This is a genomic window from Micromonospora sp. NPDC048063 (assembly GCF_043202855.1).
Classification (GTDB): domain Bacteria; phylum Actinomycetota; class Actinomycetes; order Mycobacteriales; family Micromonosporaceae; genus Micromonospora.
Genome location: NZ_JBIDBG010000027.1, coordinates 18,161 through 40,413, shown reverse-complemented (window position 1 = coordinate 40,413; position 22,253 = coordinate 18,161). Strand labels below are relative to the sequence as shown.

The window sequence follows — 22,253 nt, the reverse complement described above, 5'->3', positions numbered from 1 at the left end:
CACTAGAACCTTTGGAGGGTTCCTACAAAGATCGGCGGTGATCGTCACCCGACTGTGATGTTTTCCTGACGGCTGGGGTCATTGTCTGGGTTGGGACCACCGGGACCACCGGGTCGAGCCGGCCGACGGTGAGCGCCACCTGGAGGGCGAACGCGTCCCGCGCGGTGAGCGGCGAGAAGCCGGTCACGTCGGCGATCCGCCGCAGCCGGTAGCGCACCGTGTTCGGGTGCACGAAGAGGGCGCGGGCGGCGCTCTCCAGCGTGCCGCCGGCCGCGAAGAACGCGTCGAGGGTCTCCAGCAACTCGCCACCCGCCCGCACGAGCGCGGCGTAGACGTCGTGCCGCAGCCGCCGGCGCGCCTCCGCGTCACCGGCCAGCGCGCGCTCCGGCAGCAGGTCGCCCGCCGGCACCGGCCGGGGCGCGGTCGGCCAGGCGGGGGCGGCCCGGAAGCCGGCCAGCGCGGCGCGGGCCGACTCGGTCGCCTCGTCCAGGCTCGGCACGGCCGGGCCGACCACCACCGGCCCGTCGCCGAACGCGCCGAGCAGCTTGACGGTGGCGGCGACGGGATCGGCGGCGCCCCCGAGCACGATGACCAGCCGGTCGCCGTGCACCCCGCCGATCACCTCCGCGCCGATGCGCCGGGCCTGCCGGTGCACGGTGTGCAGCACGGCGGAGACCTCGCCGCCGGGGGAGCGGCCGACCGCCACCGCCACCGGCGGGGCGTCCGCCCAGCCGAGCGCCGCCGCGCGGCTGGCCAGCACGTCCGGCGAGTCGCCCCGCAGCAGCGCGTCCACCAGCAACGCCTGCAACCGGGCGTCCCAGGAGCCGCGGGACTCGGCGGCCCGGGCGTACGCGCGGGCGGCGGCGAAGGCGATCTCCCGGGAGAACCGCAGCACCGCCTCGCGCAACTGCTGCTCCTCGCCCGGCGCGGCCAGGTGCGAGACCTGCTCCTCGACGACGTCGATCATCACCTTGATCAGCGCCACCGTCTGCTGGAGGCTGATCGAGCGGGCCAGCGCCTGCGGCGCGGTGGCGAAGACCTCGTCGGAGACCTCCTGGGTGCTGTCCGCCGTGCCGCCGCCGTCGCGCAGCCACTGCACCAGCGACCGGGCGCCGGCCTGGGCCACCAGCATCACCCAGGAACGGTGGTCGGCGGGCAGGTCGCGGAACCAGGGCAGGGCCTCGTCCATCCGGGCCACGCTGGCGGTGGCCAGCGCCCCCGCCGCCCGCTCGATCCGGCGCAGCGTGGCCGACAGCTCCGTACCGCCCGGCTCGCTCACTGCTCCAGCCTGACACGTCCCGACCTGGACCTTCACTCCGGGCGGCCCGCGCTCGGCGGTGACCCGGGCGGGCCGGCGGGTCGGGTCAGGCGGGCGGGGGAGCGGGCAGCCCCAGCTCCTGGGCCAGGATGGCGGCCTGCACCCGGCTGCGCAGGTCCAGCTTGGCGAGGATCCGGCTGACATGGGTCTTGGTGGTGCTCTCCGCCATCGCCAGCCGGTCGGCGACCTGCTGGTTGGACAGCCCGAGCCCGAGGCAGGCCAGCACGTCCCGCTCCCGCGGGGTCAGCGCGTCCACCGCCGCCCGGGTCGCCCCGGAGGCGGCCGGGGCGGTCGCCGCGAACGCGGTGATCAGCCGGCGGGTCACCGCCGGGGCGATGAATCCCTCGCCCCGGGCGACCGTCCGCACCGCCGCCACCAGCCCCTCGGCGTCGGTGTCCTTCAGGACGAAGCCCGCCGCGCCAGCCCGCAGCGCGCCGAAGACGTACTCGTCGAGGTCGAAGGTGGTGAGCACGAGCACGTCGGCGAGCCGGTCGGCGACGATCTCCCGGGTGGCCGAGATGCCGTCCAGGCGGGGCATCCGCACGTCCATGACCGCCACGTCGGGCCGCAGCTCGCGGCACAACCGGACGGCCTCCGCGCCGTCGTCGGCCTCGCCCACCACGGTGACGCCGGGCGCGCCGGCCAGGATCAGCGCCAGCCCGGCCCGCACCGCCGGCTGGTCGTCGGCGAGCAGCACCCGGATCACCTCGGCCATGACACGTCCCGTCCCCTCATGCCGCCCCGCCCGTCGGCAGCTCCACCCGTACCCGCCAGCGGCCCTGCGCCGGGCCGGCGGCGAACCGCCCGTTGAGCAGCACCGCCCGCTCCCGCATCCCGACCAGGCCGGCCCCCGCGCCGCTCGGCGCGCCACCGCCGGCGCCCACCGGGTTGTCCACGCCCACCACCACTCCCGCCGGCTCGTACGCGACCAGCAGGTCGGCCTCGCCGCCGCCGTGCTTGAGCGCGTTGGTCAGCGACTCCTGCACGATCCGGTACGCGGCCAGGTCCACCCCGACCGGCAGCGGGCGGGGATCGCCGCGCCGGGTCACCCGCACCGCCAGCCCGGCGGCGCGAGCCCGGTCGACCAGCCCGTCGACCTCGCTCAGCCGAGCCCGGGTCGTCTCGTCCGTCGCGTCGACGGCCGGCCCGCTCTCCGCCGGCTCCCGGAGCAGGCCGATCATCTGCCGCATCTCCGCCAGGCCCTGCACGCTGTTCTCCCGGATCACCCGCAGCGCCGACTGGACCTGCGCCCGGTCGAGTCCCGGCACGGAGAGCACGGCCGTGGCGTGGATCGCCACGGCGCTCAGGTGGTTGGCGATCACGTCGTGCAGCTCCCGGGCCATCCGGGCCCGTTCCGCGCCGACCGCCTGCCGCCGGTCGAGCTCCACCAACCGCGCGGTCTGCTCGGCCCGGGCCCGCTCGGCCGCCGCCTGGTCCCGGTACTGCCGCACGCTGATCCCGGTGAGCACCGGCAGCACCCCGGCCAGCACCAACGGCATCCCGAGGCCCACACCCCGCCAGTCACCGGTCAGCAGCACCCCCGCCGCCGTGCCGAGCACGCTCAGCCCGACCATGACCCGCAGCAGCCAGCGCCAGGTCAGCGCCGAACCGAACACGCACGCGTCGTAGAGGACCTGGGTGTAGACGAGGACGGTCGCCAGCGAGCCGCCCATCGCGAGGTCGACCACCACCGCCACCGTGCCGAGGGCCAGGCTGGTGCGGGTGGCGACCCGGCGCAGGCCCACCGCCACGCAGGCAGCCGCCAGCGGCAGCAGGAACAGCGGCTCCGGCGGGCCCGGCTCCCAGGGCAGCTGCGGCTGCGTGCCCAGGGCGTACATGACCGCGCCGCCGGCCAGGGACGCGGCGGCGAGCATCAGGTCCCGGCCGGCGGTGCCGGGCCCGAGCCAGGTCGGCGCTCGCATGGCCCCGATCCCACCACACCGACCGCCGCCCGGGCTCCGACCGCCGGAGGAGCCCGCCCCGCCCTGCCCCCACCAAAAGATGTACGCCACCCGGCCCGGCCGGTGCCGGTGAGGGTGGGTCCGTCGAAGGAGGTAGGGAGATCTCGTCTTCGGCGGTGAGGGTTGCGCGTCCGGGGCGGGGCAGGGTGGTGGGGCACGAACGGGGAGGGGCAGGAATGCTGCTGGGAATCATCGTCGCCTGCGAGATCGGGTTCTGGGTGGTGCTCGCCGCCGGGCTGGTCGCGCGGTATCCGCTGCGCCGGCCGCGGCTGGGGGCCGCGCTGCTGGTCTGCGTACCGCTGGTGGACCTGGTGCTGCTCGCGGCGAGCGCGCTGGATTTGCGGCGTGGCGCCACCGCGGACGTCACCCACGGCCTGGCCGCCGCGTACCTCGGCTTCTCGGTGGCTTTCGGGCACTCGATGGTCCGCTGGGCCGACCAGCGCTTCGCGCACCGCTTCGCCGGCGGCCCGCCGCCGGTCAAGCCGCCGCGGCACGGGTGGGCGCGGACCCGGCACGAGTGGCGGGAGTGGGGCAAGGGCCTGCTCGGGTGGGCGATCGCCTGCGCGCTGCTCGGGGCGGCGATCGTCTGGGTCGACGACGCCGAGCGGACCCGGGAGCTGACGAACTGGATCGGCAGGCTCTCCCTCGCCATCGTCATCTGGCTGGTCGCCTTCCCGGTCTGGGAGACGATCTTCCCGCGCCGGGCGCGGCGCTGACCCGGGTCCGGCTGCACGGCCCGTCGGTGCCGGCCAGTACGGTGACAGGGCACGTCGGGCGACCCCGGCGGGCGTGGCTAGCGTGAGGAGACCGGATGGCGCACGGGGAGGCCGAGCACGGCTGCGCCCAGGGTGAGCCCTGCCGGACGGGCCACCACGACCAGCAGGCGGCGGCCAAGCATCACCGCCGGCTGCCCGGCGGGTTCCCGGCCCATGCGCCGGAGCCCCCTGGCCGTGCGGCGGAGCGCGCCGACGAGGACGGCCCGGTGCCCCGGCAGCGTGCCGCCGAGGCGGCCCTGCCCGGCGAGGTCGAGCCGGCGGCGCCGCAGGGCTGCCGCAGCGACCTGCCCGGTTGGGCCGGCGCGCACCGGCACGGCCCGGTCCGCCCCCGGCACCGTGTCGTCCGCCGGGAGCGACCGCCACGCCGCTGGTGCTGACCCCACGGGCGGCCCACGACGGGCCGGTCGGGCGACGGCGGGCCTAGGGGCGGTGCGGGCGGCGGGGGCGGGCCGTCAGCGGGTGCGCCGGCGGACCAGCAGCGCGATCCCGGCGAGACCGGACGTGATCACCAGCACCACCGCCACGTTGAGCAGCAGCAGCCGCTGCAACTCGCCGAGCGCCTCGTCGATGCCCTTCGCCGGGTCGAGCGCGTCCTCCGGGATGACCCGCTCGCCGCCGCCGACGCCGCCGCTCACCGTGTCGAACTGCCGCTCCAGCGGCACACCGGCGGTGCGGAGCGTCTCCGACATGCTGAGCCGGCCGAGGAACCACCCCGCGGCGGTCTTGCGGGAGTCGGGCTGCTTGGCGGGCCGGTAGACCCGCGGACCGCCGACTGCCTTCGGGTAGAGGTCGTACGTCTGCTTCGGAACGTCGCCGGCGAACACCACGACCGTGTACTTCGGACCGAGGTCGGCCGCCTTCGGGCCACGGGCCTGCCCGGTGCGGCCGAGGAAGTTGACCTGGTCGATGACCGCCACGACGTGCGCCGGGTGGGCGTCGGCGTGCAGCCGCAGCGGCTCGGCCAGGCCCTCGCCGGTGATCTCCACGCCGGCGGGCGGCGGCTTCGGCGCCGCCTTCGCCGCCCCGGCGAGACCGAGCGACAGGACCGTCGCCGCGAGCCCGCCCGCCAGCACCGCGACCAGTCGCCGCATCGTCCGGACCATCGCCGCCTCCTCGCCCCGTTCGATGGATGGCTTGCTGCAGGTCACGCGTTGCCTGGCCGACGGAGTGACCGAACCCGCACACATCGGGTGCCCACTCTCAAGACTCCGCAGAACGTCGATCGGTTGCAGCTCGTGGAACAGTAATTGGAACTATCTGCGATCTGGGCCCGACAAATGAGCGGTAGCCGATGATCAGCGGGCGGATCGTACCTTTACGGAGGGGTTCATGGGGGGCAGGGTCCCACGTGCGGCGCGTACCTGGCCAGTGGTGGTCGGCGTGGCGCTCGGTGTGTCGCTGGCGCTGCCGGCCGCGCCGGCCGCCGCGCACAACTCGCTGACCGGCAGCGATCCGCGCAACGGCGCCCGGGTGGCCGAGGCGCCGACCCGGATCGAACTCCGGTTCCTGGCCAAGCCGGACCCGGGCACGACGAAGATCACAGTCACCGGGCCGGACAACGTGGTCGCGTCGGGCGGCCCGCCGACCTTCTCCGGCTCCCGGGTCAGCATCCCGTTCACCCCCGGCAGGGCGGGGCTGTACGTCGTCGGCTACCGGTTGGCGTCCAGCGACGGGCACCCGGTCTCCGGCGAGGTGCGGTTCACCCTCACCACCGGCACCCCCGCCGAACCGCCCCCGTCGACCGGTCCGACCGCGCCGGCGTCGGCCGTACCGTCGCCGACCGGCTCCGCGGCGCCGACCTCGGCCGCGCCCGTCCCGACGGGTGGCGGCGCGACGGCGGCTGCGGTGCCGACGGCCGGGCGGAGCGACGGCGCGGCGGGGCGGGGCTGGCTGTGGGCGCTCGGCGGCGCCGTGGCGCTGGCCGCCCTCGCGGCGGGCCTGCTGCTCCGCCGCTCCGCCCGCCGCTGACCGTCACCGCCGGCCCGACAGGCCAGCGCCCGGGTCGGTCGGACCGGCCCGGGCGCTGACGGTACGGCTGCCGACGTCAGACGAGGCGGACCCGGGCGGCCCGCAGCCGGCTCAGGGTGCGCTCGCGGCCGAGCACCTCCAGCGACTCGAACAGCGGCAGCCCGACCGTGCGGCCGGTGACCGCGACGCGCACCGGCGCCTGGGCCTTGCCGAGCTTGAGGCCGCGCTCGGCGCCGACCGCCTCCAGCGTCGACTTCAGCGTCTCCGCGTCCCAGGACTCCAGCCCCTCGAAGGCCGCCGTGGCGGCGTCCAGCAGCTCCGCCGAGCCCTCCTTCATCGCCTTGGCCCAGGCGGCCTCGTCGACCAGCGGCGCGGCGAGGAAGAGGAAGTCGACGTTCGGCACGATCTCGCTGAGCACCGCGATCCGGGTCTGCGCCAGCGGGGCCACGGCCGTGAAGGCGTCCGCGTCGAACTCCTCCGGCTGCCACGGCGGCGGGGCGATCGTGCCGGTGCCGGTCAGCCACGGCCGGCAGGCCTCGACGAACTCCTCGACCGGCAGCGCCCGGATGTACTCGCCGTTGAACGCGCGCAGCTTCTTCTCGTCGAAGAACGCCGGCGAGGGGTTGACCTCCGCCAGCCGGAACTCCTCCTCGATCACCGACCACGGGACGATCTCCCGGTCGCCGGAGGGCGCCCAGCCGAGCAGCATCAGGTAGTTGCGCATCGCCGCGGCTAGGTAGCCCTCGTCCCGGTACGCCTCCAGGGCCACCTTGTCCCGCCGCTTGGAGAGCTTCTGCCGCTTCTCATTGACCACCACCGGCACGTGCGCCCAGACCGGCGGCTTGACGCCGAGGGCGTCCCAGAGCAGCTGCTGCTTCGGCGTGTTGGGCAGGTGCTCCTCGGCCCGGATCACGTGGGTGATCCCCATGGTCATGTCGTCGACCACGTTGGCCAGCAGGAACACCGGCGAGCCGTCGCCCCGGGCGATGACGAAGTCCTCGATCAGCTTGTTCTCGAACGTCGGCTCGCCGCGGATCAGGTCGACCACCACGGTCGCGCCCTCGTCGGGCGTGCGGAAGCGCAGGGCGCGGCCCTCGCCGGGTGTCAGGCCGCGGTCGCGGCAGAAGCCGTCGTAGCCCTGGTACTGCGAGCCGGTGCGCGCCTGCACGGCCTCCCGGGTGCAGTCGCAGTAGTACGCCCGGCCCGACTCGTACAGCCGCGCGGCGGCGGCCCGGTGCTCGCCGGCGTACTGGGACTGGAAGTAGGGGCCCTCGTAGCTGCCGCGCTCGATGCCGATCCAGTCCAGCGCCGAGAGGATGCCCTCGGTCCACTCCGGCTTGTTGCGCGCCGCGTCGGTGTCCTCGATGCGGAGCACGAACACCCCGCCCTGCTGCTTGGCGTAGATCCAGTTCTGCAGCGCGGAGCGGGCGCCGCCGACGTGGAACATACCGGTCGGGGAAGGGGCGAAGCGTACACGTACCGTCACGCCCCCAGCCTACGGCGGCGCGCGACCGAGTTTGGAAGGGCCCCTTGCAATCGCCAGGCGATTGCAAGGGGCCCTTCCTTGCACCTCAGGGGACCGAGCGGATCTTCAGCACCAGGACGCTGCCCAGCACGGTGACCGCGGCGGTGACCGCGTAGAGCGCGGGGTAGCCGCCGAGATGCACCACGAGTGGGGCGGAGATGGCCGGCCCGAGCACCTGCGGGGCGGAGTTGGCGATGTTGATGACGCCGAGGTCCTTGGCCCGGTCCGCGGCGGCCGGCAGCACCTGGGTGATGAGCGCGGCGTCGACCGACAGGTAGACCCCGTAGCCGGCGCCCAGCAGCAGCGCGGCGGCCACCGCGACCGGCCAGACCGGCGCGACGGCGAGCAGCAGCGCGGCGACCGCCATGATCCCGCCGGCGGTGATCACGAAGACCTTGCGCCGGCCGGTCCGGTCCGACAGCCGGCCGGCCACCACGGCGGTGCCCGCCAGGCCGGCGGTGTAGAGCAGGATCAGCACCAGCAGGCCGCCCTCGGGGTCGGCGTGGCGCACCTCGTCGGTGAGGAAGTAGAGCAGGTAGAGCGTGCCGAGCGCGTTGCCGAGCTGGACCAGGAACCGGGTGATCCAGGCCCAGCCGAAGTCGGGGTGGCGACGGGGCGAGACCCACATCGCGGCGAGCAGGGCGCGCGGTCGCAGCGCCGGGCGGTGCGCCCGGGGCAGCGGATCGTCGGCGGTGAGCAGCGCGAACGGCAGGGACAACAGCAGCATCGCCGCCGCCACCGCCAGGTAGCCGGCGGCGGTGCCGGTGACCAGGGCGGTGACCAGCACCACCCCGAGCACCAGCCCCAGCGCCTGGGGGATGCCGACCCAGCCGGAGACGCCGCCCCGCTGGGCGACGGGCACCCGGTCCGGCACGGCGGCGGTCAGGCTGGCCAGCATCGCGTTGAAGCAGACCTGGGCCGCGACCCAGCCGAGCGCGACCCCGACGACGGTGCGTTGCTGGGCCAGCAGCACCAGGGCCGCCGCGCCGAGCACCGCGCCGCCGGCGGTCCAGACGTGCCGGCGGCCGAACTCCCGCCCGGCCAGCCGCGGGCAGGTCCGGTCCGACAGCGCCCCGGCGAGGGGGTTCGCGAGCACCGCGGCGAGCGCGCCGAACCCGGTGACCACGGCGAGCATGCCCTCCTTGTCGGCCGGTGCGATCCGTTCCACCTGCTGCGGCAGCAGCACCTGGATCGGCGTGAAGAACGCCATCCAGACCCCGAGGTTCGCGGCGAAGACCAGCGCGACCCAGCTCCGGCGGACCGGCACGGTCGGTTCGGCGAGCGCCGCCGGCAGCGACCCGGGCGTCGGGTCGACGGTGGTCACGGCCGGCTGATCAGGTCGCGGAACCAGGCGTATGAGGACTTGGGCGTACGGGCCTGCGTGTCGAAGTCGACGTGCACCAGGCCGAAGCGCTTGGTGAAGCCCTCCGCCCACTCCCAGTTGTCCAGTAGGGACCAGACGAAGTAGCCGGTCACGTCCACGCCCTCGTCCATCGCGGCGCGCACCGCGCGCAGGTGCCCGTCGAGGTACGCGATCCGTTCCGGGTCGTGCACCCGGCCGTCGGCGTCGGGCACGTCGTCGTACGCGCAGCCGCTCTCGGTGACCTGGATCGGCGGCAGGTCGTCGCCGTACGTGCGGTGCAGCCAGCCGAGCAGCTCGCGCAGCCCGTCGGGGGCGACCGGCCAGTCGAACGCGGTGCGCGGGTACCCGTCCAGCGGCACCAGCTCGAACGGCAGCGGCGAGCCCTCGCCCGGGGCACGTACGCCGGTCGGGTTGTAGTAGTTGACCCCGAGCACGTCGATCGGGGCGGCGACGACGGCCAGGTCGCCGTCGCGCACCACGGTCTCGTCGAAGCCGAGCCCGACCGGGTAGCCGCGGCCGAGCAGCGGGTCGGTGAAGAGCCGGTTGTGCAACGCCTCGTACGCCGCGCCCGCCGCCCGGTCGGCGTCGCTGTCGCCGGCCGGCCGCACGGGCGAGTAGTTGTTGGCGATGGCGACCGGGCCCGTGGTGCGTGCCCGCAGCGCCGCGACGGCGAGGCCGTGCCCGAGGAGCTGGTGGTGGGCGACCGGGAACGCGTCGAGGAGCAGCGTCCGTCCGGGGGCGTGCTCGCCCGTGCCGTGGCCGAGGCTCAGGTGGATGAACGGCTCGTTGAGGGTGATCCAGAGCTTCACCCGGTCGCCGAGGCGGGCGGCGGTGGCGTCGGCGTACTCGGCGAACCGGTGGGCGGTGTCCCGGGCGAGCCAGCCGCCGGCGTCCTCCAGGGGCTGGGGCAGGTCCCAGTGGAAGAGGGTGGCGACCGGGTCGATGTCGTGGGCCAGCAGGTCGTCGACCAGCCGGTCGTAGAAGCCCAGCCCGGCGGCGTTGACCGGACCGTCGCCCGTGGGCCGCACCCGGGGCCAGGCAACGGAGAAGCGGTACGCCGAGACGCCCAGCCCGGCCAGCAGCGCTACGTCCTCCGCGTGCCGGTGGTAGTGGTCGCAGGCCACGTCGCCGGTGCTGCCGTCGGCGACGCGGCCGGGGTCGTGGGCGAAGGTGTCCCAGATGGACGGGCCGCGCCCGTCCGCGCCGACGCCGCCCTCGATCTGGTAGGCGGAGGTGGACACTCCCCAGCGGAATCCGGCGGGGAACTCGGGCATCGCTGCGGTCGACATGCGCCCTCCCGTCGTACGTGAATCGTGCTCGCGACTCTAGGGGCCGGCCGGGCGATGCGCCATAGGCCGTACGACGCCGCAGCGCAATGGATTTCGGCGTGTCTTTTTCCGAACCCGTCCAGGTACGTCCGAATTTGCGCATAGAGTGCCGATATCGTGGGATGTCCTCACTGGAGGAAAGACGGAAATGATCCTCGTGGAACGCAGTGCGCACGTGATGGCGCCAGTGGAAGCGGTCTGGAACGTCGTGCAGCGGGCCGAGCAGTTGCCGGCCTGGCTGGCGGGGGTCCGTGCGGCCGAGGTGCTCTCGGGAGAGGGCTTCGGGCGGCGACAACTGGTCCAGGCCGGCCGTGGCGCGGCGCATGAGGCCGAGGTGATCGCCTACCAGGAGCCGACCCTGATCGGCTGGCGCGAACGCGCCAAGGGCGCCGGTGCCCGGGCGGAGGCGCGCACCGAGATCTACGTCCAGCTCACCGCCGACGACGAGGAGGAGGGCGGGACGGTCGTGCGGCTCATCGTCGTCCGGTGGCCCGCCGGTCCGGTCAAGGCCGCCCTGCTCCGCCTCGGCCTGCGCAGGGTCGGCGCCGACCTGGAGGACTCGCTCGCCCGGCTGACCGACCTGGCCGCCGTCGGCTGACCGGGCCGGTCCTGGCGTCGCCCGCGCGACGATGGTGGCCCGGTGTCCCCGCCAGGGACTCCGGGCCATCACCGGCTCCGCGTCACGCGGCGTTCTGCCGACGGCAGATGATCGTCGGAACGGCGGCCCCCGCTGCCTACGCTGGGAGGATGAGCAGCGAACGGCTCCGTCCCCGCCTGCACCGGATCCCCCTCGGCCGCTACCAGGCCTACCTCTGGGCCGACGACGACGGCGCGACCCTCGTCGACGCCGGTCCCGCCGGGTCCGGGCCGGCGATCGAGGCGGCCCTGCGCGGCCTCGGCCTCGCCCCGACCGACCTGCGCCGACTGGTGCTCACCCACTTCCACGACGACCATGCCGGGGCGGCGGCGGAGGTGGCCGCGTGGGGTGGTGTGGAGGTCGTCGCGCACGCCCGGGAGGCGCCGGTGCTGCGCGGCGAGCGGCCCGGCCCGCCGCCCAACTTCACCGACTTCGAACGCGGCCTGCACGCCCAGGTCGCCGCTGGGCTCCCGCCGGCCCCGCCGGTGCGGGTGGACCGGGAGGTCTCCGACGGCGACGTGCTGGACTTCGGCGACGGCGCGCAGGTGCTCGCCGTGCCCGGGCACACCGACGGCAGCATCGCGGTTCACCTGCCCCGCCACCGCATCCTGTTCACCGGCGACGTGGCCGCCGAGTACGGCGGTGAGGTCATCTTCGGGGTGTTCCACCTCGACCGGGCCCGCACCGCCGCGGCGTTCCGTCGGCTCGCCGCGCTCGACTCCGACGTGGCCTGTTTCGGGCACGGCGAGCCGGTGCTGACCGGCGCCGGCGACCGGCTGCGGGCCACCGCCGCGACCCTCGCGGAGGGCTGACCGCCGCGTACGACGAAGGGCCCGGCACGGTGTCCACCGTGCCGGGCCCGCACCCGCCAGTCCGGGGCGCGACCTAGCTGTCGCCGCCGGTCTCGCCGACCGGGGCGGCGTTGACGTCCTCGATGGCGTACTTCTTGGCCGCCTCGGCGGGGACGTTCGCCGGCACCACGCCGCGCAGGGCGAGCTGCCGCAGCGTCGCCACCGCCACGGACTCGGCGTCGACGTGGAAGTGCCGGCGCAGGGCGTGCCGGGTGTCGGACATGCCGAACCCGTCCGTGCCGAGCGAGGTGTAGTCCCCGGGCACCCAGCGGGCGATCAGGTCCGGCACCGCGCGCATCCAGTCGCTGACCGCGACCTTCGGCCCGTCGGCGTCGGCCAGCTTCCGCGCCACGTACGGCACCCGCTGCTCCGCGCCCGGGTTGAGCAGGTTGTGCTCCTCGCACTCCACCGCGTCGCGGCGCAGCTCCGTCCAGGAGGTCACCGACCAGACGTCGGCGGCCACGCCCCAGTCCTGGGCGAGCAGCTGCTGCGCCTTGAGCGCCCACTGCATGCCCGTACCGGAGGCCAGGATGTTCGCCTTCGGGCCGTCGACCTGGGGGGCCGGAGCGTAGCGGTAGATGCCCTTGAGGATCCCCTCGACGTCCACGCCCGCCGGCTCGGCCGGCTGCAGGATCGGCTCGTTGTAGACCGTCAGGTAGTAGAAGACGTTCTCCTGGGCGTCGCCGTACATCCGGTGCAGGCCGTTTTCGAGGATGTGCGCGATCTCGAAGGCGAACGCCGGGTCGTACGCGACCACCGCCGGGTTGGTGGCGGCGATCAGGTGCGAGTGGCCGTCCTCGTGCTGGAGCCCCTCACCGTTGAGCGTGGTGCGGCCGGCGGTGGCGCCGAGCAGGAAGCCCCGGGCCATCTGGTCGGCGGCGGCCCACAGCCCGTCGGCGGTGCGCTGGAACCCGAACATCGAGTAGAAGATGTACATCGGGATCATCGGCTCGTCGTGCGTCGCGTACGACGAGCCCGCCGCGGTGAACGAGGCGACCGAGCCGGCCTCGTTGATGCCCTCGTGCAGGATCTGCCCGCCGATGGCCTCCTTGTACGACAGGAACAGCTCCCGGTCGACGGAGGTGTAGCGCTGGCCGTGCGGCGAGTAGATCTTCTGCGTCGGGAAGAGCGAGTCCATGCCGAAGGTGCGCGCCTCGTCCGGGACGATCGGCACCCAGCGCTTGCCGAACTCCTTGTCCTTCATCACGTCCTTGAGCAGGCGGACGAAGGCCATCGTGGTGGCCACCTTCTGCTTGCCCGAGCCGCGCTTGACGTCGGCGAAGCGCTCCGGGCCCGGGATGGCCAGCCGCTTGCTCCCCGGCCGCCGGGACGGCAGGTAGCCGCCGAGCTGCTGGCGTCGCTCCTTGAGGTAGGCGATCTCGTCGGACTTCTCGCCCGGGTTGTAGTACGGCGGGAGGTAGGGGTTGTCCTCCAGCACCTTGTCCGGGATGTCCAGGTAGAGCCGGTCGCGGAAGGTCTTCAGGTCCTCCAGCGTCAGCTTCTTCATCTGGTGCGTGGCGTTGCGGGCCTCGAAGTGCGAGCCCAGCGTCCAGCCCTTGATCGTCTTGGCCAGGATCACGGTCGGCTGGCCGGTGTGCTCCATCGCCGCCTTGTAGGCCGCGTAGAGCTTGCGGTAGTCGTGCCCGCCCCGCTTGAGGTTCCAGATCTCGTCGTCGCTGAGGTCCTCGACCATCTTGCGGGTCCGCGGGTCGCGGCCGAAGAAGTGCTCCCGGACGTACGCCCCGGACTCCGCCTTGTAGGTCTGGTAGTCGCCGTCGGGCGTGGTGTTCATCAGGTTGACCAGCGCGCCGTCGGTGTCCGCCGCCAGCAGCGGGTCCCACTCGCGGCCCCAGACCACCTTGATGACGTTCCAGCCGGCGCCCCGGAAGAACGCCTCCAGCTCCTGCATGACCTTGCCGTTGCCCCGCACCGGACCGTCGAGCCGCTGGAGGTTGCAGTTGATCACGAAGGTGAGGTTGTCCAGCTCCTCGCGGGCGGCCACGCCGATCGCGCCGAGCGTCTCCGGCTCGTCCATCTCGCCGTCGCCCAGGTACGCCCATACGTGCTGGTCCGAGGTGTCCTTGATGCCCCGGTGGTGCAGGTAGCGGTTGAACCGCGCCTGGTAGATCGCGTTCAGCCCGCCCAGGCCCATGGAGACCGTGGGGAACTCCCAGAAGTCCGGCATCAGCCGCGGGTGCGGGTACGACGGCAGGCCGCCACCCGGGTGGGAGAGCTCCTGCCGGAAGCCGTCGAGCTGGTGCTCGGTCAGCCGCCCCTCGAGGAACGCCCGCGCGTACATGCCGGGGGAGGCGTGGCCCTGGTAGAAGATGTGGTCGCCGCCGCCCGGGTGGTTCTTGCCCCGGAAGAAGTGGTTGAAGCCCACCTCGTAGAGGGAGGCGGAGCTGGCGAAGGTGGAGATGTGCCCGCCGACGCCGATCTCGGGGCGCTGCGCCCGGTGCACGAGCATGGCCGCGTTCCACCGGACGTACGCCCGGATCCGCCGCTCCACGTGCTCGTCACCCGGGAACCACGGCTCGCGCTCCGGGGGGATGGTGTTGATGTAGTCGGTGGTGGTCAGCGACGGCACCCCGACCTGGCGCTCGCGGGCCCGCTCCAGCAGGCGCAGCATGACATAGCGGGCGCGCTTGGTTCCGCGCTCGTCGATGACACCATCGAGCGACTCGACCCATTCGCTGGTCTCTTCAGGGTCGATGTCCGGAAGCTGGCTCGGCAGACCAGCGGTGATCACCGGGCGCTTGCGTTCCGTAGCCACAGGCGTTCCCTCGGTTCTGTGTGGGATAGGTCTCTAGCGTCATCCTGCCCCCTGGTGGCACCCGCCGTCACGCCCACCGCCCCGAGACGCGACGCTGAACACAGGTACCCGCCAGTAACTTTCTGCGACCGGCGATCCACCAGTCGATCCGTCCGTCCATGTCCGGTCCGGTGGCGGGGACTCGGGCGGCGGTTGGTCACCCCCTCGGGCAGAATGCGTCGTATGCGCAGTGAGGTGATCACGGTCCAGACCGGGTCCCGGCCGGCCGTCCGGGACATCACGGCGGAGGTCGAGCGGTTCGTCGCCGGTCAGGGCGACGGCCTGCTGCACGTCTTCGTGCCGCACGCCACGGCCGGGCTGGCGCTCATCGAGACCGGCTCGGGCTCCGACGACGACCTGCTCACCGCGCTCGACGACCTGCTGCCCACGGACAACCGCTGGCGGCACCGGCACGGCTCGCCCGGCCACGGGCGCGACCACGTGCTGCCGGCGTTCGTCCCCCCGTACGCGACGCTGCCCGTGGTCGACGGGCGGTTGGCGCTGGGCACCTGGCAGTCGCTCTGCCTGGTCGACCCCAACGGCGACAACCCCACCCGGAGCGTCCGGTTCTCCTTCCTCCCCGGCTGACCGTCCCCGCCCCGCATCGGGGGGCGGGGGCGGTGCCGGGCGGGCCTTCCGTGTCGCCGGTCAGGCGGCGGTGGCGAGTTGGGTGACGCGGACGCGGGTGACCAGCGCGTCGAGCAGGCCGCGGAGCAGCGCCTCGGTGGTCTCGTCCTTGACGGTGCCGTCGAGGGCCAGCTTCTCGTGCGCGTTCGTCACGATGATCTCCGGCTTGCTCAGCACGGCCGAGTCGGTCCAGAGGAAGAGCTGCCGGAGCTGGAGCTGGGCCCGTACGGTGCCCATGCCGGTCGGCGCCGCGCCCATGATGGCCACCGGCTTGTGCGCCAGGGGCGACACCCACGAGGTGATCGGGAAGCTCGGCCGGGACGCCCAGTCGAGCGCGTTCTTGAGCACGCCCGGCACGCCGTAGTTGTACTCCGGGGTGGCGATGAGCAGCGCGTCCGCCGCCGCGATCCGCTCCCGCAGGTCCACCACGGGCGCGGGCGGCTCGGGCTCGACGTCCTCGCTGAAGGGCGGGATGGCGCCGAGGTGCTCGTACCGCTGGATGGTCATGCCCTCGGGGGCGAGGCGCTGCGCGGCCCGGATCAGCGCCGTGTTGAACGACGCGTCGCGCAGGCTGCCGGAGATGGCGAGGACCGAGAGGTCGGACATGCGGGAACTCCTCCGTCGGGTGCCCATCGCGATTTGCGTGAGCTGCTCGATAGTAGAGCTACTCAACTATTGAACCGCAAGTAGGATGTGAGGCATGGCGCAGCACACCGACCTCTCCACCCGACCCGCTCCGGGCGACCGCCCCGAGCTGGCCGGCGACGTGGTGCGCCGGATCATGCACGTCGCCTCCGCGATGCGGCACCACCAGGACGTGGAGGTCGCCGCGCTGGGGCTCACCCCCGCCGCCGCCCGGGCGCTGCACGAGCTCGACCCCGACCGGCCGCTGCCGGCCCGGGACCTCGCCACGGTCCTCGGCTGCGACCGCTCCAACGTGACCGCCCTGGTCGACAAGCTGGAGCAGGCCGGGCTGGTCGAGCGGCGGACCGACCAGGCGGACCGGCGGCAGAAGACGCTGGTGGTCACCGACGAGGGCCGGCGGGTGCGGGCCCGGGTGCGGCAGGTCATGTCGGACTCCCGACTGCTCGCCGGGCTCACCGTCGACGAGCTGGCGAGCCTGCGCGAGCTGGTGTGGAAGGTCTCCGACGGCGGCTGCCCCGAGTCGTGCGGCGACGCCTGAACCGCCCCGCGTCGTTCGTGTCCGGGTGGGCGAGTCGGGCGCTCGTCGGTAATGCTGTCCGACGTGACCACCCCGCAAGATCTCGACGACCGGTTCCGGGAGGCGCTGGCCGCGCTGGCCGCCCCGCACCAGCCGCGTGACCCGGCGCGGCCGGTCACCGACGGCGCGACGCTCACCGGCGCCCGGGTGCTGGACCTCTTCGACGCCCAGGTGACCAGCCGCCAGCTCGACCTGGCGGGGCGCTGGCTGCGCAGCTTCGGCGAGGGGTTCTACACGATCGGCTCCGCCGGCCACGAGGCGAACGCCGCGGTCGCCGCCGCCCTGCGCGCCACCGACCCGGCGCTGCTGCACTACCGCTCGGGCGCCTTCTACTGCGTCCGCGCCGGTCAGGCCGCCGCCGCCCGACCCGACCCGGCCGACCGGCCCGACCCGCCCACCGACGCCGACCCGGCACCCCCGGACGACGACGCCAGCCGCGCGGCCGGGCCCGGCCCGGAGGAGCCGGCCGACGCGTCGCCGACCGCCGGGGCCGCCGCGGACCGGCCGCTCCCCCCGGGGTACGCCGAGGCGGCCCGCGACGTGCTGCGGGGGATGGTCGCCTCCAGCCGGGAACCGGTCGCCGGCGGGCGGCACAAGGTCTTCGGCCGCGCCGACCTGGCCGTCGTCCCGACCACCTCCACCATCGCCTCGCACCTGCCCCGCGCCGTCGGGATGGGGCTGGCCGTGGAACGCCTGCGCCGGCTGGACACGGCCGGCCGGCGCGCCGGGGAGGGGGTGCGGGTCGGCAGCGGCGGTGGAGCGGCGCACGCCCCCTGGCCGCCCGACGCCATCGTGGTCTGCTCGTTCGGCGACGCCTCGGTCAACCACGCCAGCGCCACCGCCGCATTCAACACCGCCGGCTGGTACGACCACACCGGCCTGCGCATCCCGGTGCTCTTCGTCTGCGAGGACAACGGCCTCGGCATCAGCGTCCGCTCGCCGAAGGGGTGGGTGGAGACCGCGCTGCGGTCCAGGCCGGGCATCCGCTACTTCGCGGCCGACGGCGGCGACCTCGTGCGGGCGTACGAGGTGGCGGCCGAGGCGGCGGCCTGGGTCCGCCGGCACCGGCGCCCGGCCGTGCTGCACCTGTCGACGGTGCGGCTGATGGGGCACGCCGGCGCGGACGCCGAGACCGCGTACCGCGGCGCCGACGAGATCGCCGCCGACCTCGACCGGGACCCGCTGGTCGGCACCGCGCGGCTGCTGGTCGAGGCGGGCTTCGCGTCCGGCGACGAGCTGCTGGCCCGCTACGACCAGATCGGCTGGCAGGTGCGCCGGATCGCCGAGGAGGTGCTGGACGAGCCGAAGCTCGCCGCCCCGGCCGAGGTGGTGGCGCCGCTGGCCCCCCGCCGGCCGGTGCGGGTCGCCCGCGCGGTGGCGGACGCGGCGGCCCGGGCCAGCGGCCCCGGCGCCGGGGCGCGGGCGGAGGCGTTCGGCGGCAAGCCGCCCGAGCTGACCGGCCCGCTGACCCTGGCGCAGAGCATCAACGCCGCGCTCGCCGACGGGATGCTCGACCACCCGCAGATGGCCGTGTTCGGCGAGGACGTCGGGGCCAAGGGCGGCGTGTACGGGGTGACCAAGGGGCTGCGGGACCGGTTCGGCGCGGCCCGGGTCTTCGACACCCTGCTCGACGAGACCTCGATCCTCGGGCTCGGGCTCGGCGCCGGGCTGGCCGGGATGCTGCCCGTGCCCGAGATCCAGTACCTGGCGTACCTGCACAACGCCGAGGACCAGGTGCGCGGCGAGGCGGCGACCATGCAGTTCTTCTCGCAGGGGGCGTTCCGCAACCCGATGGTGGTGCGGGTGGCCGGGCTGGCGTACCAGGAGGGCTTCGGCGGGCACTTCCACAACGACAACTCGGTGGCCGTACTCCGGGACGTGCCGGGCCTGGTGATCGCGGTGCCGGCGCGGCCGGACGACGCCGCGCCCATGTTGCGCACCTGCCTGGCCAGCGCGGCGGTGGACGGCAGCGTCTGCGTCTTCCTGGAGCCGATCGCGCTCTACCACACCCGCGACCTCTACGCTGACGGCGACGGCGAGTGGCTGGCCCCCTATGCCGAGCCGGGCGCGTGGACCGGCGGGCATGTGCCGATCGGGCGGGCCCGGGTCTACGGGGTCGGCTCCGCCGAGGACGTCACGATCATCACGTTCGGTAACGGGGTGCGGATGTCGCTGCGTGCGGCGGCGACCCTCGCCGACGAGGGGATCGGCGCCCGGGTGGTGGATCTGCGCTGGCTCGCCCCGCTGCCGGTGGCGGACATCATCCGGGAGGCCGCCGCGACCGGCCGTGTGCTGGTGGTGGACGAGACGCGCCGGTCCGGCGGGGTGGGCGAGGGGGTGATCGCCGCCCTGGTCGACGCCGGGTATGTCGGGGCGGCGCGCCGAGTGGCCGGAGTTGACTCGTTTGTACCATTAGGTCCGGCGGCGCGTCAGGTTCTGGTCTCCGAGGAAGCAATTACCCAGGGTGCCCGTACGCTGCTGGCACGGTAAATTCCGTTCCACCCGGTGCGCCACTTGCGCGGGGAGTCACAACTGTGTGGACTTGCCTGACGGCGTCGCACGACGTCGCCAGCAGGGATGAGATGAGGAGGCACGCGACAGTGAGCGCGACCGCTGGTCAGGCCGCCGACGGGGTACGCAGCCTGGCGGACCGGTTCGGGATCGAGCCGGGGATGGTCGTCATGGAGATGGGGTACGACGACGACGTCGACCAGGATCTCCGGGACGCCCTGACCGACCGCTGTGGAGAGCTGGTCGACGAGGACACCGACGAGGTGGTCGACGCGGTGCTGGTCTGGTACCGCGACGGCGACGGTGATCTCTTCGAGCTCCTCGTCGACGCCCTCGGCCCGCTGGCCGACAACGGTGTCGTGTGGCTGCTCACGCCCAAGGCCGGGCGCGAGGGGCACGTCGAGCCGAGCGAGATCGCCGAGTCCGCGCCCACCGCCGGCCTCCAGCAGACCTCGACCGTCAACGCCGGCCGGGACTGGAGCGGCGCCCGCCTCGTCCTGCGGCGCGGGGCCAAGGGCAAGAAGTAGGCGCCTCTGTGGCACCCGGCGGCGCCGCCGGGTGTGGCAGGCTGGTGCCCATCCGACCCCCATCCTGAGGAGTTCGCATGCCGATCGAGGTTGGCGCCGAGGCGCCGGACTTCGTGCTCAAGGACCAGAACAACCAGGAGGTCCGGCTCTCGGACTTCCGCGGCAAGCGGACCGTGCTGCTGGTCTTCTACCCGCTCGCCTTCACCGGCATCTGCCAGGGTGAGCTGTGCGAGGTGCGGGACAACCTCAACGAGTACGTCAACGACGACGTCCAGGTGCTCACCGTCAGCGTCGACTCGGTCTACGCCCACAAGATCTGGGCCGACCGGGAGGGCTACCAGTTCCCGCTGCTGGCCGACTTCTGGCCGCACGGCGCGGTCGCCCAGGCGTACGGCGTCTTCAACGACGTCGCCGGCATCGCCAACCGGGGCACCTTCGTCATCGACAAGGCGGGCGTGGTGCGCTTCGCCGAGATGAACATGCCGGGCGAGGCCCGTGACCAGCAGGGCTGGCGCAAGGCCCTGGCGGAGGCCGTCGCGGCCTGACCAACCGGGCACACCGTACGACCGGGCCGGCGGGTGGCAGGGTAAGCTTGCCAGCCTCCGGCCCGCCGTACGGGCGTTCCGGGCGCGTAGCTCAGTGGGAGAGCACTCGCCTTACAAGCGAGGGGTCGCAGGTTCGAAACCTGCCGCGCCCACCCAACACCACCAGGACCGATGCCGGCCCGAAGATCAGAGATTCGGCCGATGACAGCAACGGTGACAGCAACCGGGTTCACGAGAGCCGTCCGTCGAGCTTGCCGAGGGCTTGCCGCATGACGTCAAGGTTGGCGTGCGAGTAGATCTTCAGAGCGATCTTCACGCGCTGGCTACGTCGCCGCAGGTCACGCGACCGCCTGTCTCAGTTTCCGCTTCAACCTATGAAACCTGTTGCCTAGGCGCGCGGTGGGGATCTTCGATCCGGTAGCCGAGTCTGAGGCGCCGAGCGACCGTGACGGGTGTTGGACGTTTATCCGTAGGTTCGCCGCAGCCTGGCGTGAACCGCTAGCACACGACGGCGGAGAGAGCTCCGCTGCCATCGCCGCTGCCGAACAACAGTTGGTCGTCCCGCTGCCAGCTGCGGTGCATGAGGCCTACGCGCTGTTCGCTGGCGGGACGACCTGGCACGCAACGAACATCGGATGCGCCGGCTGAACGAGCTGAACTTCCGGGATCCCCTCGACCCGCGCATGCTCCTTTTTCGAGTGGAGCAGCAGGGCTGCGCGCATAGGGGCATTCGCATGGAGGATCTGCACCTGGACGATCCGCCTGTGATGCTGCGTACGGACGGATGGGGATGGGTCCGCTACCTCGATCGGTTCTCTTGCTGCTGTCGACCTGGTGCGGCACGAGACGGTTGTCAGCGATGGCACGCACTTGGCAATGTGCGACCACGACAAGACCCTTGTGAGGCGGATTACCGAGCAGTACGCCCCGTTGGATCTACCGCCGGCACCGGTGGACATCGACGAGCCGGCCGCCAGGGTGCACCGGTATGGAGGCCGGGACGTGCTCGTATCCCGCCAGGGCGATGCAGCCGTGTGGGTCTGTGGACGTACAGCGAGAGCCTCAGAGCCCGTTATCTGTTGGGGCCCGGCCGGCAGGTCACCGGCCGGGCCTCCGATCAGGACTCGTGGGCTCGACGCCGGGAGAGGAAGAACATGAGCCCGCCCAGGACGACCATGACACCTCCCGTGCCCGTTATGGCCGGGACCAGGCCGCTACCGGTTACCGGCAGCATGTCGGGTTTTTTGTCGGGACTGCCTGGGGCGCCAGGAGAGCCTGGCGCACCGGGAGCGCCGGGACTGCCTGGGGCGCCGGGGGGGCCGGACGGCCCGGGGGGGCCGGACGGGCCGGGGGCGCCGGGACTGCCGGGGGCGCCGGGACTGCCGGGGGCGCCGGGACTGCCGGGGGCGCCGGGACTGCCGGGGGCGCCGGGACTGCCGGGCGGGCCGGACGGGCCGGGGGGGCCGGACGGGCCGGCACACAAAGGTGCGGTGATGACGTTGTCGTCGAGGGTCACGGCGGCGGTTCGAGCCAGCGCACGGCCATGGAGATCCGCACCCGTGGCCATGGTGATCGACGCCTGAGCCATGATGGTGCCCACGAAGTCGGTTTCCGTGCCGATCGTCGCCGAGCTGCCGATCTTCCAGAAGACGTTGCAGGCCGAAGCGCCGTTGATGAGGACGACGCTGCTGCTCGACGCCGTCGTCAGCATGGAGTCGACCTGGAAGATGAACACGGACTGGGGGTTGCCCTGACCGTTGAGCGTCAACTGCCCGGTCAGTTGGGCGGCCCCGATCCGGTAGACCCCGGGGTTGAGGTTGTTGCCGCCGAGTTCTGCGGGAAGGTTGGTGAACGGGGTCCGACCGGCGGCGTCGTTGAAGGCGAGGGTCAGGTCGCTCTGGGCCTGTAGAGCCTCCGCATCGCCGAGGTGAACCTCGCCCTCGATCGTTGCCGTCTCGAAGCCCGCCGCAGTGTTCCCTGGGTACCTCCCGAGATTCTGGGCCAGGAAGCTTGGGCCGGTGTTGGTGGGCTCGGCCCCGGCCAGCACGGAGTAGTCGCCGGCCGTCCCCAGGCCCACCGGCGCTTCCTGGGCGTTGGCGGCGGTCGCGTTGAGGACCAGCAAGGTGGCGGTCACGGCGACAGCCGCGGAAGCCCCGAGCGCCGGCAGGACTGCTCGCCGAATGAGATGAATGGATCTAACTGTCACAGAACACCCTCCGTGGGTACTGCTCGCAGGAGGCGTCTCGCAAGCTGCGTCCTGCCTGAAGCGGTATATATGGCGC

19 protein-coding genes, 1 tRNA gene and 1 pseudogene are annotated in these 22,253 nt (G+C 73.4%); 11 read left to right on the top strand and 10 right to left on the bottom strand.

What is annotated here, in order from left to right:
* Nucleotides 1–22 precede the first annotated feature (22 nt).
* The 3 genes and pseudogenes from ACGFZ2_RS32820 to ACGFZ2_RS32810 form a co-directional block, all read right to left on the bottom strand.
* Nucleotides 23–1,300, bottom strand: a pseudogene (locus ACGFZ2_RS32820) (PucR family transcriptional regulator); the annotation flags it as partial.
* Nucleotides 1,301–1,364: 64 nt separating this feature from the next.
* Complete coding sequence (locus tag ACGFZ2_RS32815; RefSeq protein ID WP_393263151.1) at nt 1,365–2,033, bottom strand: response regulator; 669 nt, start codon at nt 2,031–2,033, stop codon at nt 1,365–1,367.
* 16 nt (nt 2,034–2,049) lie between these two features.
* Complete coding sequence (locus ACGFZ2_RS32810; protein ID WP_393460552.1) at nt 2,050–3,240, bottom strand: sensor histidine kinase; 1,191 nt, start codon at nt 3,238–3,240, stop codon at nt 2,050–2,052.
* A 215-nt stretch (nt 3,241–3,455) separates the two neighbouring features.
* On the opposite strand from ACGFZ2_RS32810, the gene ACGFZ2_RS32805 reads away from it, so the two are divergent.
* A complete protein-coding gene (locus ACGFZ2_RS32805) occupies nt 3,456–3,995 on the top strand; it encodes a hypothetical protein (RefSeq protein ID WP_393263148.1) in 540 nt (179 codons plus the stop codon).
* 95 nt (nt 3,996–4,090) lie between these two features.
* The gene (locus ACGFZ2_RS32800) at nt 4,091–4,432 is read left to right on the top strand and encodes a hypothetical protein (protein WP_393460549.1); all 342 of its coding nucleotides are present in this window, start codon (nt 4,091–4,093) and stop codon (nt 4,430–4,432) included.
* 75 nt (nt 4,433–4,507) lie between these two features.
* Here the strand turns inward: ACGFZ2_RS32800 and ACGFZ2_RS32795 are convergent, their stop codons facing one another.
* On the bottom strand, nt 4,508–5,158 hold the full coding sequence (locus ACGFZ2_RS32795) for a hypothetical protein (protein WP_393263144.1): 651 nt from the start codon (nt 5,156–5,158) through the stop codon (nt 4,508–4,510).
* Nucleotides 5,159–5,384: 226 nt separating this feature from the next.
* Here ACGFZ2_RS32795 and ACGFZ2_RS32790 point away from each other — a divergent pair, with 226 nt between their 5' ends.
* Nucleotides 5,385–6,023 (top strand): copper resistance protein CopC, encoded by a 639-nt coding sequence (locus ACGFZ2_RS32790; protein WP_393460546.1) that lies wholly within the window; start codon nt 5,385–5,387, stop codon nt 6,021–6,023.
* A 76-nt stretch (nt 6,024–6,099) separates the two neighbouring features.
* Here ACGFZ2_RS32790 and gltX read toward each other — a convergent pair whose 3' ends face one another.
* The 3 genes from gltX to ACGFZ2_RS32775 all read right to left on the bottom strand — a co-directional run bounded on the left by gltX (nt 6,100) and on the right by ACGFZ2_RS32775 (nt 10,200).
* Nucleotides 6,100–7,509: a glutamate--tRNA ligase gene (gltX, locus tag ACGFZ2_RS32785; protein ID WP_393460543.1), complete on the bottom strand. Its 1,410-nt coding sequence runs from the start codon at nt 7,507–7,509 to the stop codon at nt 6,100–6,102.
* An 85-nt stretch (nt 7,510–7,594) separates the two neighbouring features.
* Nucleotides 7,595–8,872, bottom strand: a complete 1,278-nt coding sequence (locus ACGFZ2_RS32780) for an MFS transporter (RefSeq protein WP_393460540.1) — start codon at nt 8,870–8,872, stop codon at nt 7,595–7,597.
* The gene (locus ACGFZ2_RS32775; protein WP_393460537.1) at nt 8,869–10,200 is read right to left on the bottom strand and encodes a GH1 family beta-glucosidase; all 1,332 of its coding nucleotides are present in this window, start codon (nt 10,198–10,200) and stop codon (nt 8,869–8,871) included. The genes ACGFZ2_RS32780 and ACGFZ2_RS32775 overlap by 4 nt, the downstream gene beginning before the upstream one ends.
* A gap of 187 nt (nt 10,201–10,387) precedes the next feature.
* Here ACGFZ2_RS32775 and ACGFZ2_RS32770 point away from each other — a divergent pair, with 187 nt between their 5' ends.
* Together ACGFZ2_RS32770 and ACGFZ2_RS32765 are read left to right on the top strand one after the other, a co-directional pair.
* A complete protein-coding gene (locus ACGFZ2_RS32770; protein ID WP_393460533.1) occupies nt 10,388–10,837 on the top strand; it encodes an SRPBCC family protein in 450 nt (149 codons plus the stop codon).
* A gap of 149 nt (nt 10,838–10,986) precedes the next feature.
* Entirely contained in the window at nt 10,987–11,688 is a 702-nt protein-coding gene (locus tag ACGFZ2_RS32765; protein WP_393460530.1) for an MBL fold metallo-hydrolase, read from the top strand.
* A 73-nt stretch (nt 11,689–11,761) separates the two neighbouring features.
* Here ACGFZ2_RS32765 and aceE read toward each other — a convergent pair whose 3' ends face one another.
* The gene (aceE, locus tag ACGFZ2_RS32760) at nt 11,762–14,500 is read right to left on the bottom strand and encodes a pyruvate dehydrogenase (acetyl-transferring), homodimeric type (protein WP_393263133.1); all 2,739 of its coding nucleotides are present in this window, start codon (nt 14,498–14,500) and stop codon (nt 11,762–11,764) included.
* A gap of 222 nt (nt 14,501–14,722) precedes the next feature.
* On the opposite strand from aceE, the gene ACGFZ2_RS32755 reads away from it, so the two are divergent.
* Nucleotides 14,723–15,127: a YjbQ family protein gene (locus ACGFZ2_RS32755; protein WP_393460528.1), complete on the top strand. Its 405-nt coding sequence runs from the start codon at nt 14,723–14,725 to the stop codon at nt 15,125–15,127.
* A gap of 60 nt (nt 15,128–15,187) precedes the next feature.
* On the opposite strand, the gene ACGFZ2_RS32750 is transcribed toward ACGFZ2_RS32755, so the two are convergent.
* Nucleotides 15,188–15,772, bottom strand: coding sequence for an NADPH-dependent FMN reductase (locus ACGFZ2_RS32750; RefSeq protein WP_393299446.1), 585 nt, complete (start codon nt 15,770–15,772; stop codon nt 15,188–15,190).
* Nucleotides 15,773–15,866: 94 nt separating this feature from the next.
* Between ACGFZ2_RS32750 and ACGFZ2_RS32745 the strand changes: the two genes are divergently transcribed.
* The 5 genes from ACGFZ2_RS32745 to ACGFZ2_RS32725 all read left to right on the top strand — a co-directional run bounded on the left by ACGFZ2_RS32745 (nt 15,867) and on the right by ACGFZ2_RS32725 (nt 20,123).
* Nucleotides 15,867–16,349, top strand: a complete 483-nt coding sequence (locus ACGFZ2_RS32745; RefSeq protein WP_393263127.1) for a MarR family winged helix-turn-helix transcriptional regulator — start codon at nt 15,867–15,869, stop codon at nt 16,347–16,349.
* A gap of 51 nt (nt 16,350–16,400) precedes the next feature.
* Nucleotides 16,401–18,878 (top strand): transketolase C-terminal domain-containing protein, encoded by a 2,478-nt coding sequence (locus ACGFZ2_RS32740; protein WP_393460525.1) that lies wholly within the window; start codon nt 16,401–16,403, stop codon nt 18,876–18,878.
* A 110-nt stretch (nt 18,879–18,988) separates the two neighbouring features.
* Complete coding sequence (locus ACGFZ2_RS32735) at nt 18,989–19,426, top strand: DUF3052 domain-containing protein (RefSeq protein ID WP_357450928.1); 438 nt, start codon at nt 18,989–18,991, stop codon at nt 19,424–19,426.
* A gap of 77 nt (nt 19,427–19,503) precedes the next feature.
* On the top strand, nt 19,504–19,971 hold the full coding sequence (locus ACGFZ2_RS32730; RefSeq protein ID WP_091104391.1) for a peroxiredoxin: 468 nt from the start codon (nt 19,504–19,506) through the stop codon (nt 19,969–19,971).
* An 80-nt stretch (nt 19,972–20,051) separates the two neighbouring features.
* Nucleotides 20,052–20,123 (top strand) — tRNA-Val (locus ACGFZ2_RS32725).
* A 965-nt stretch (nt 20,124–21,088) separates the two neighbouring features.
* Here the strand turns inward: ACGFZ2_RS32725 and ACGFZ2_RS32720 are convergent.
* Nucleotides 21,089–22,105 (bottom strand): ice-binding family protein, encoded by a 1,017-nt coding sequence (locus ACGFZ2_RS32720; RefSeq protein ID WP_393460522.1) that lies wholly within the window; start codon nt 22,103–22,105, stop codon nt 21,089–21,091.
* Nucleotides 22,106–22,253: the final 148 nt, after the last annotated feature.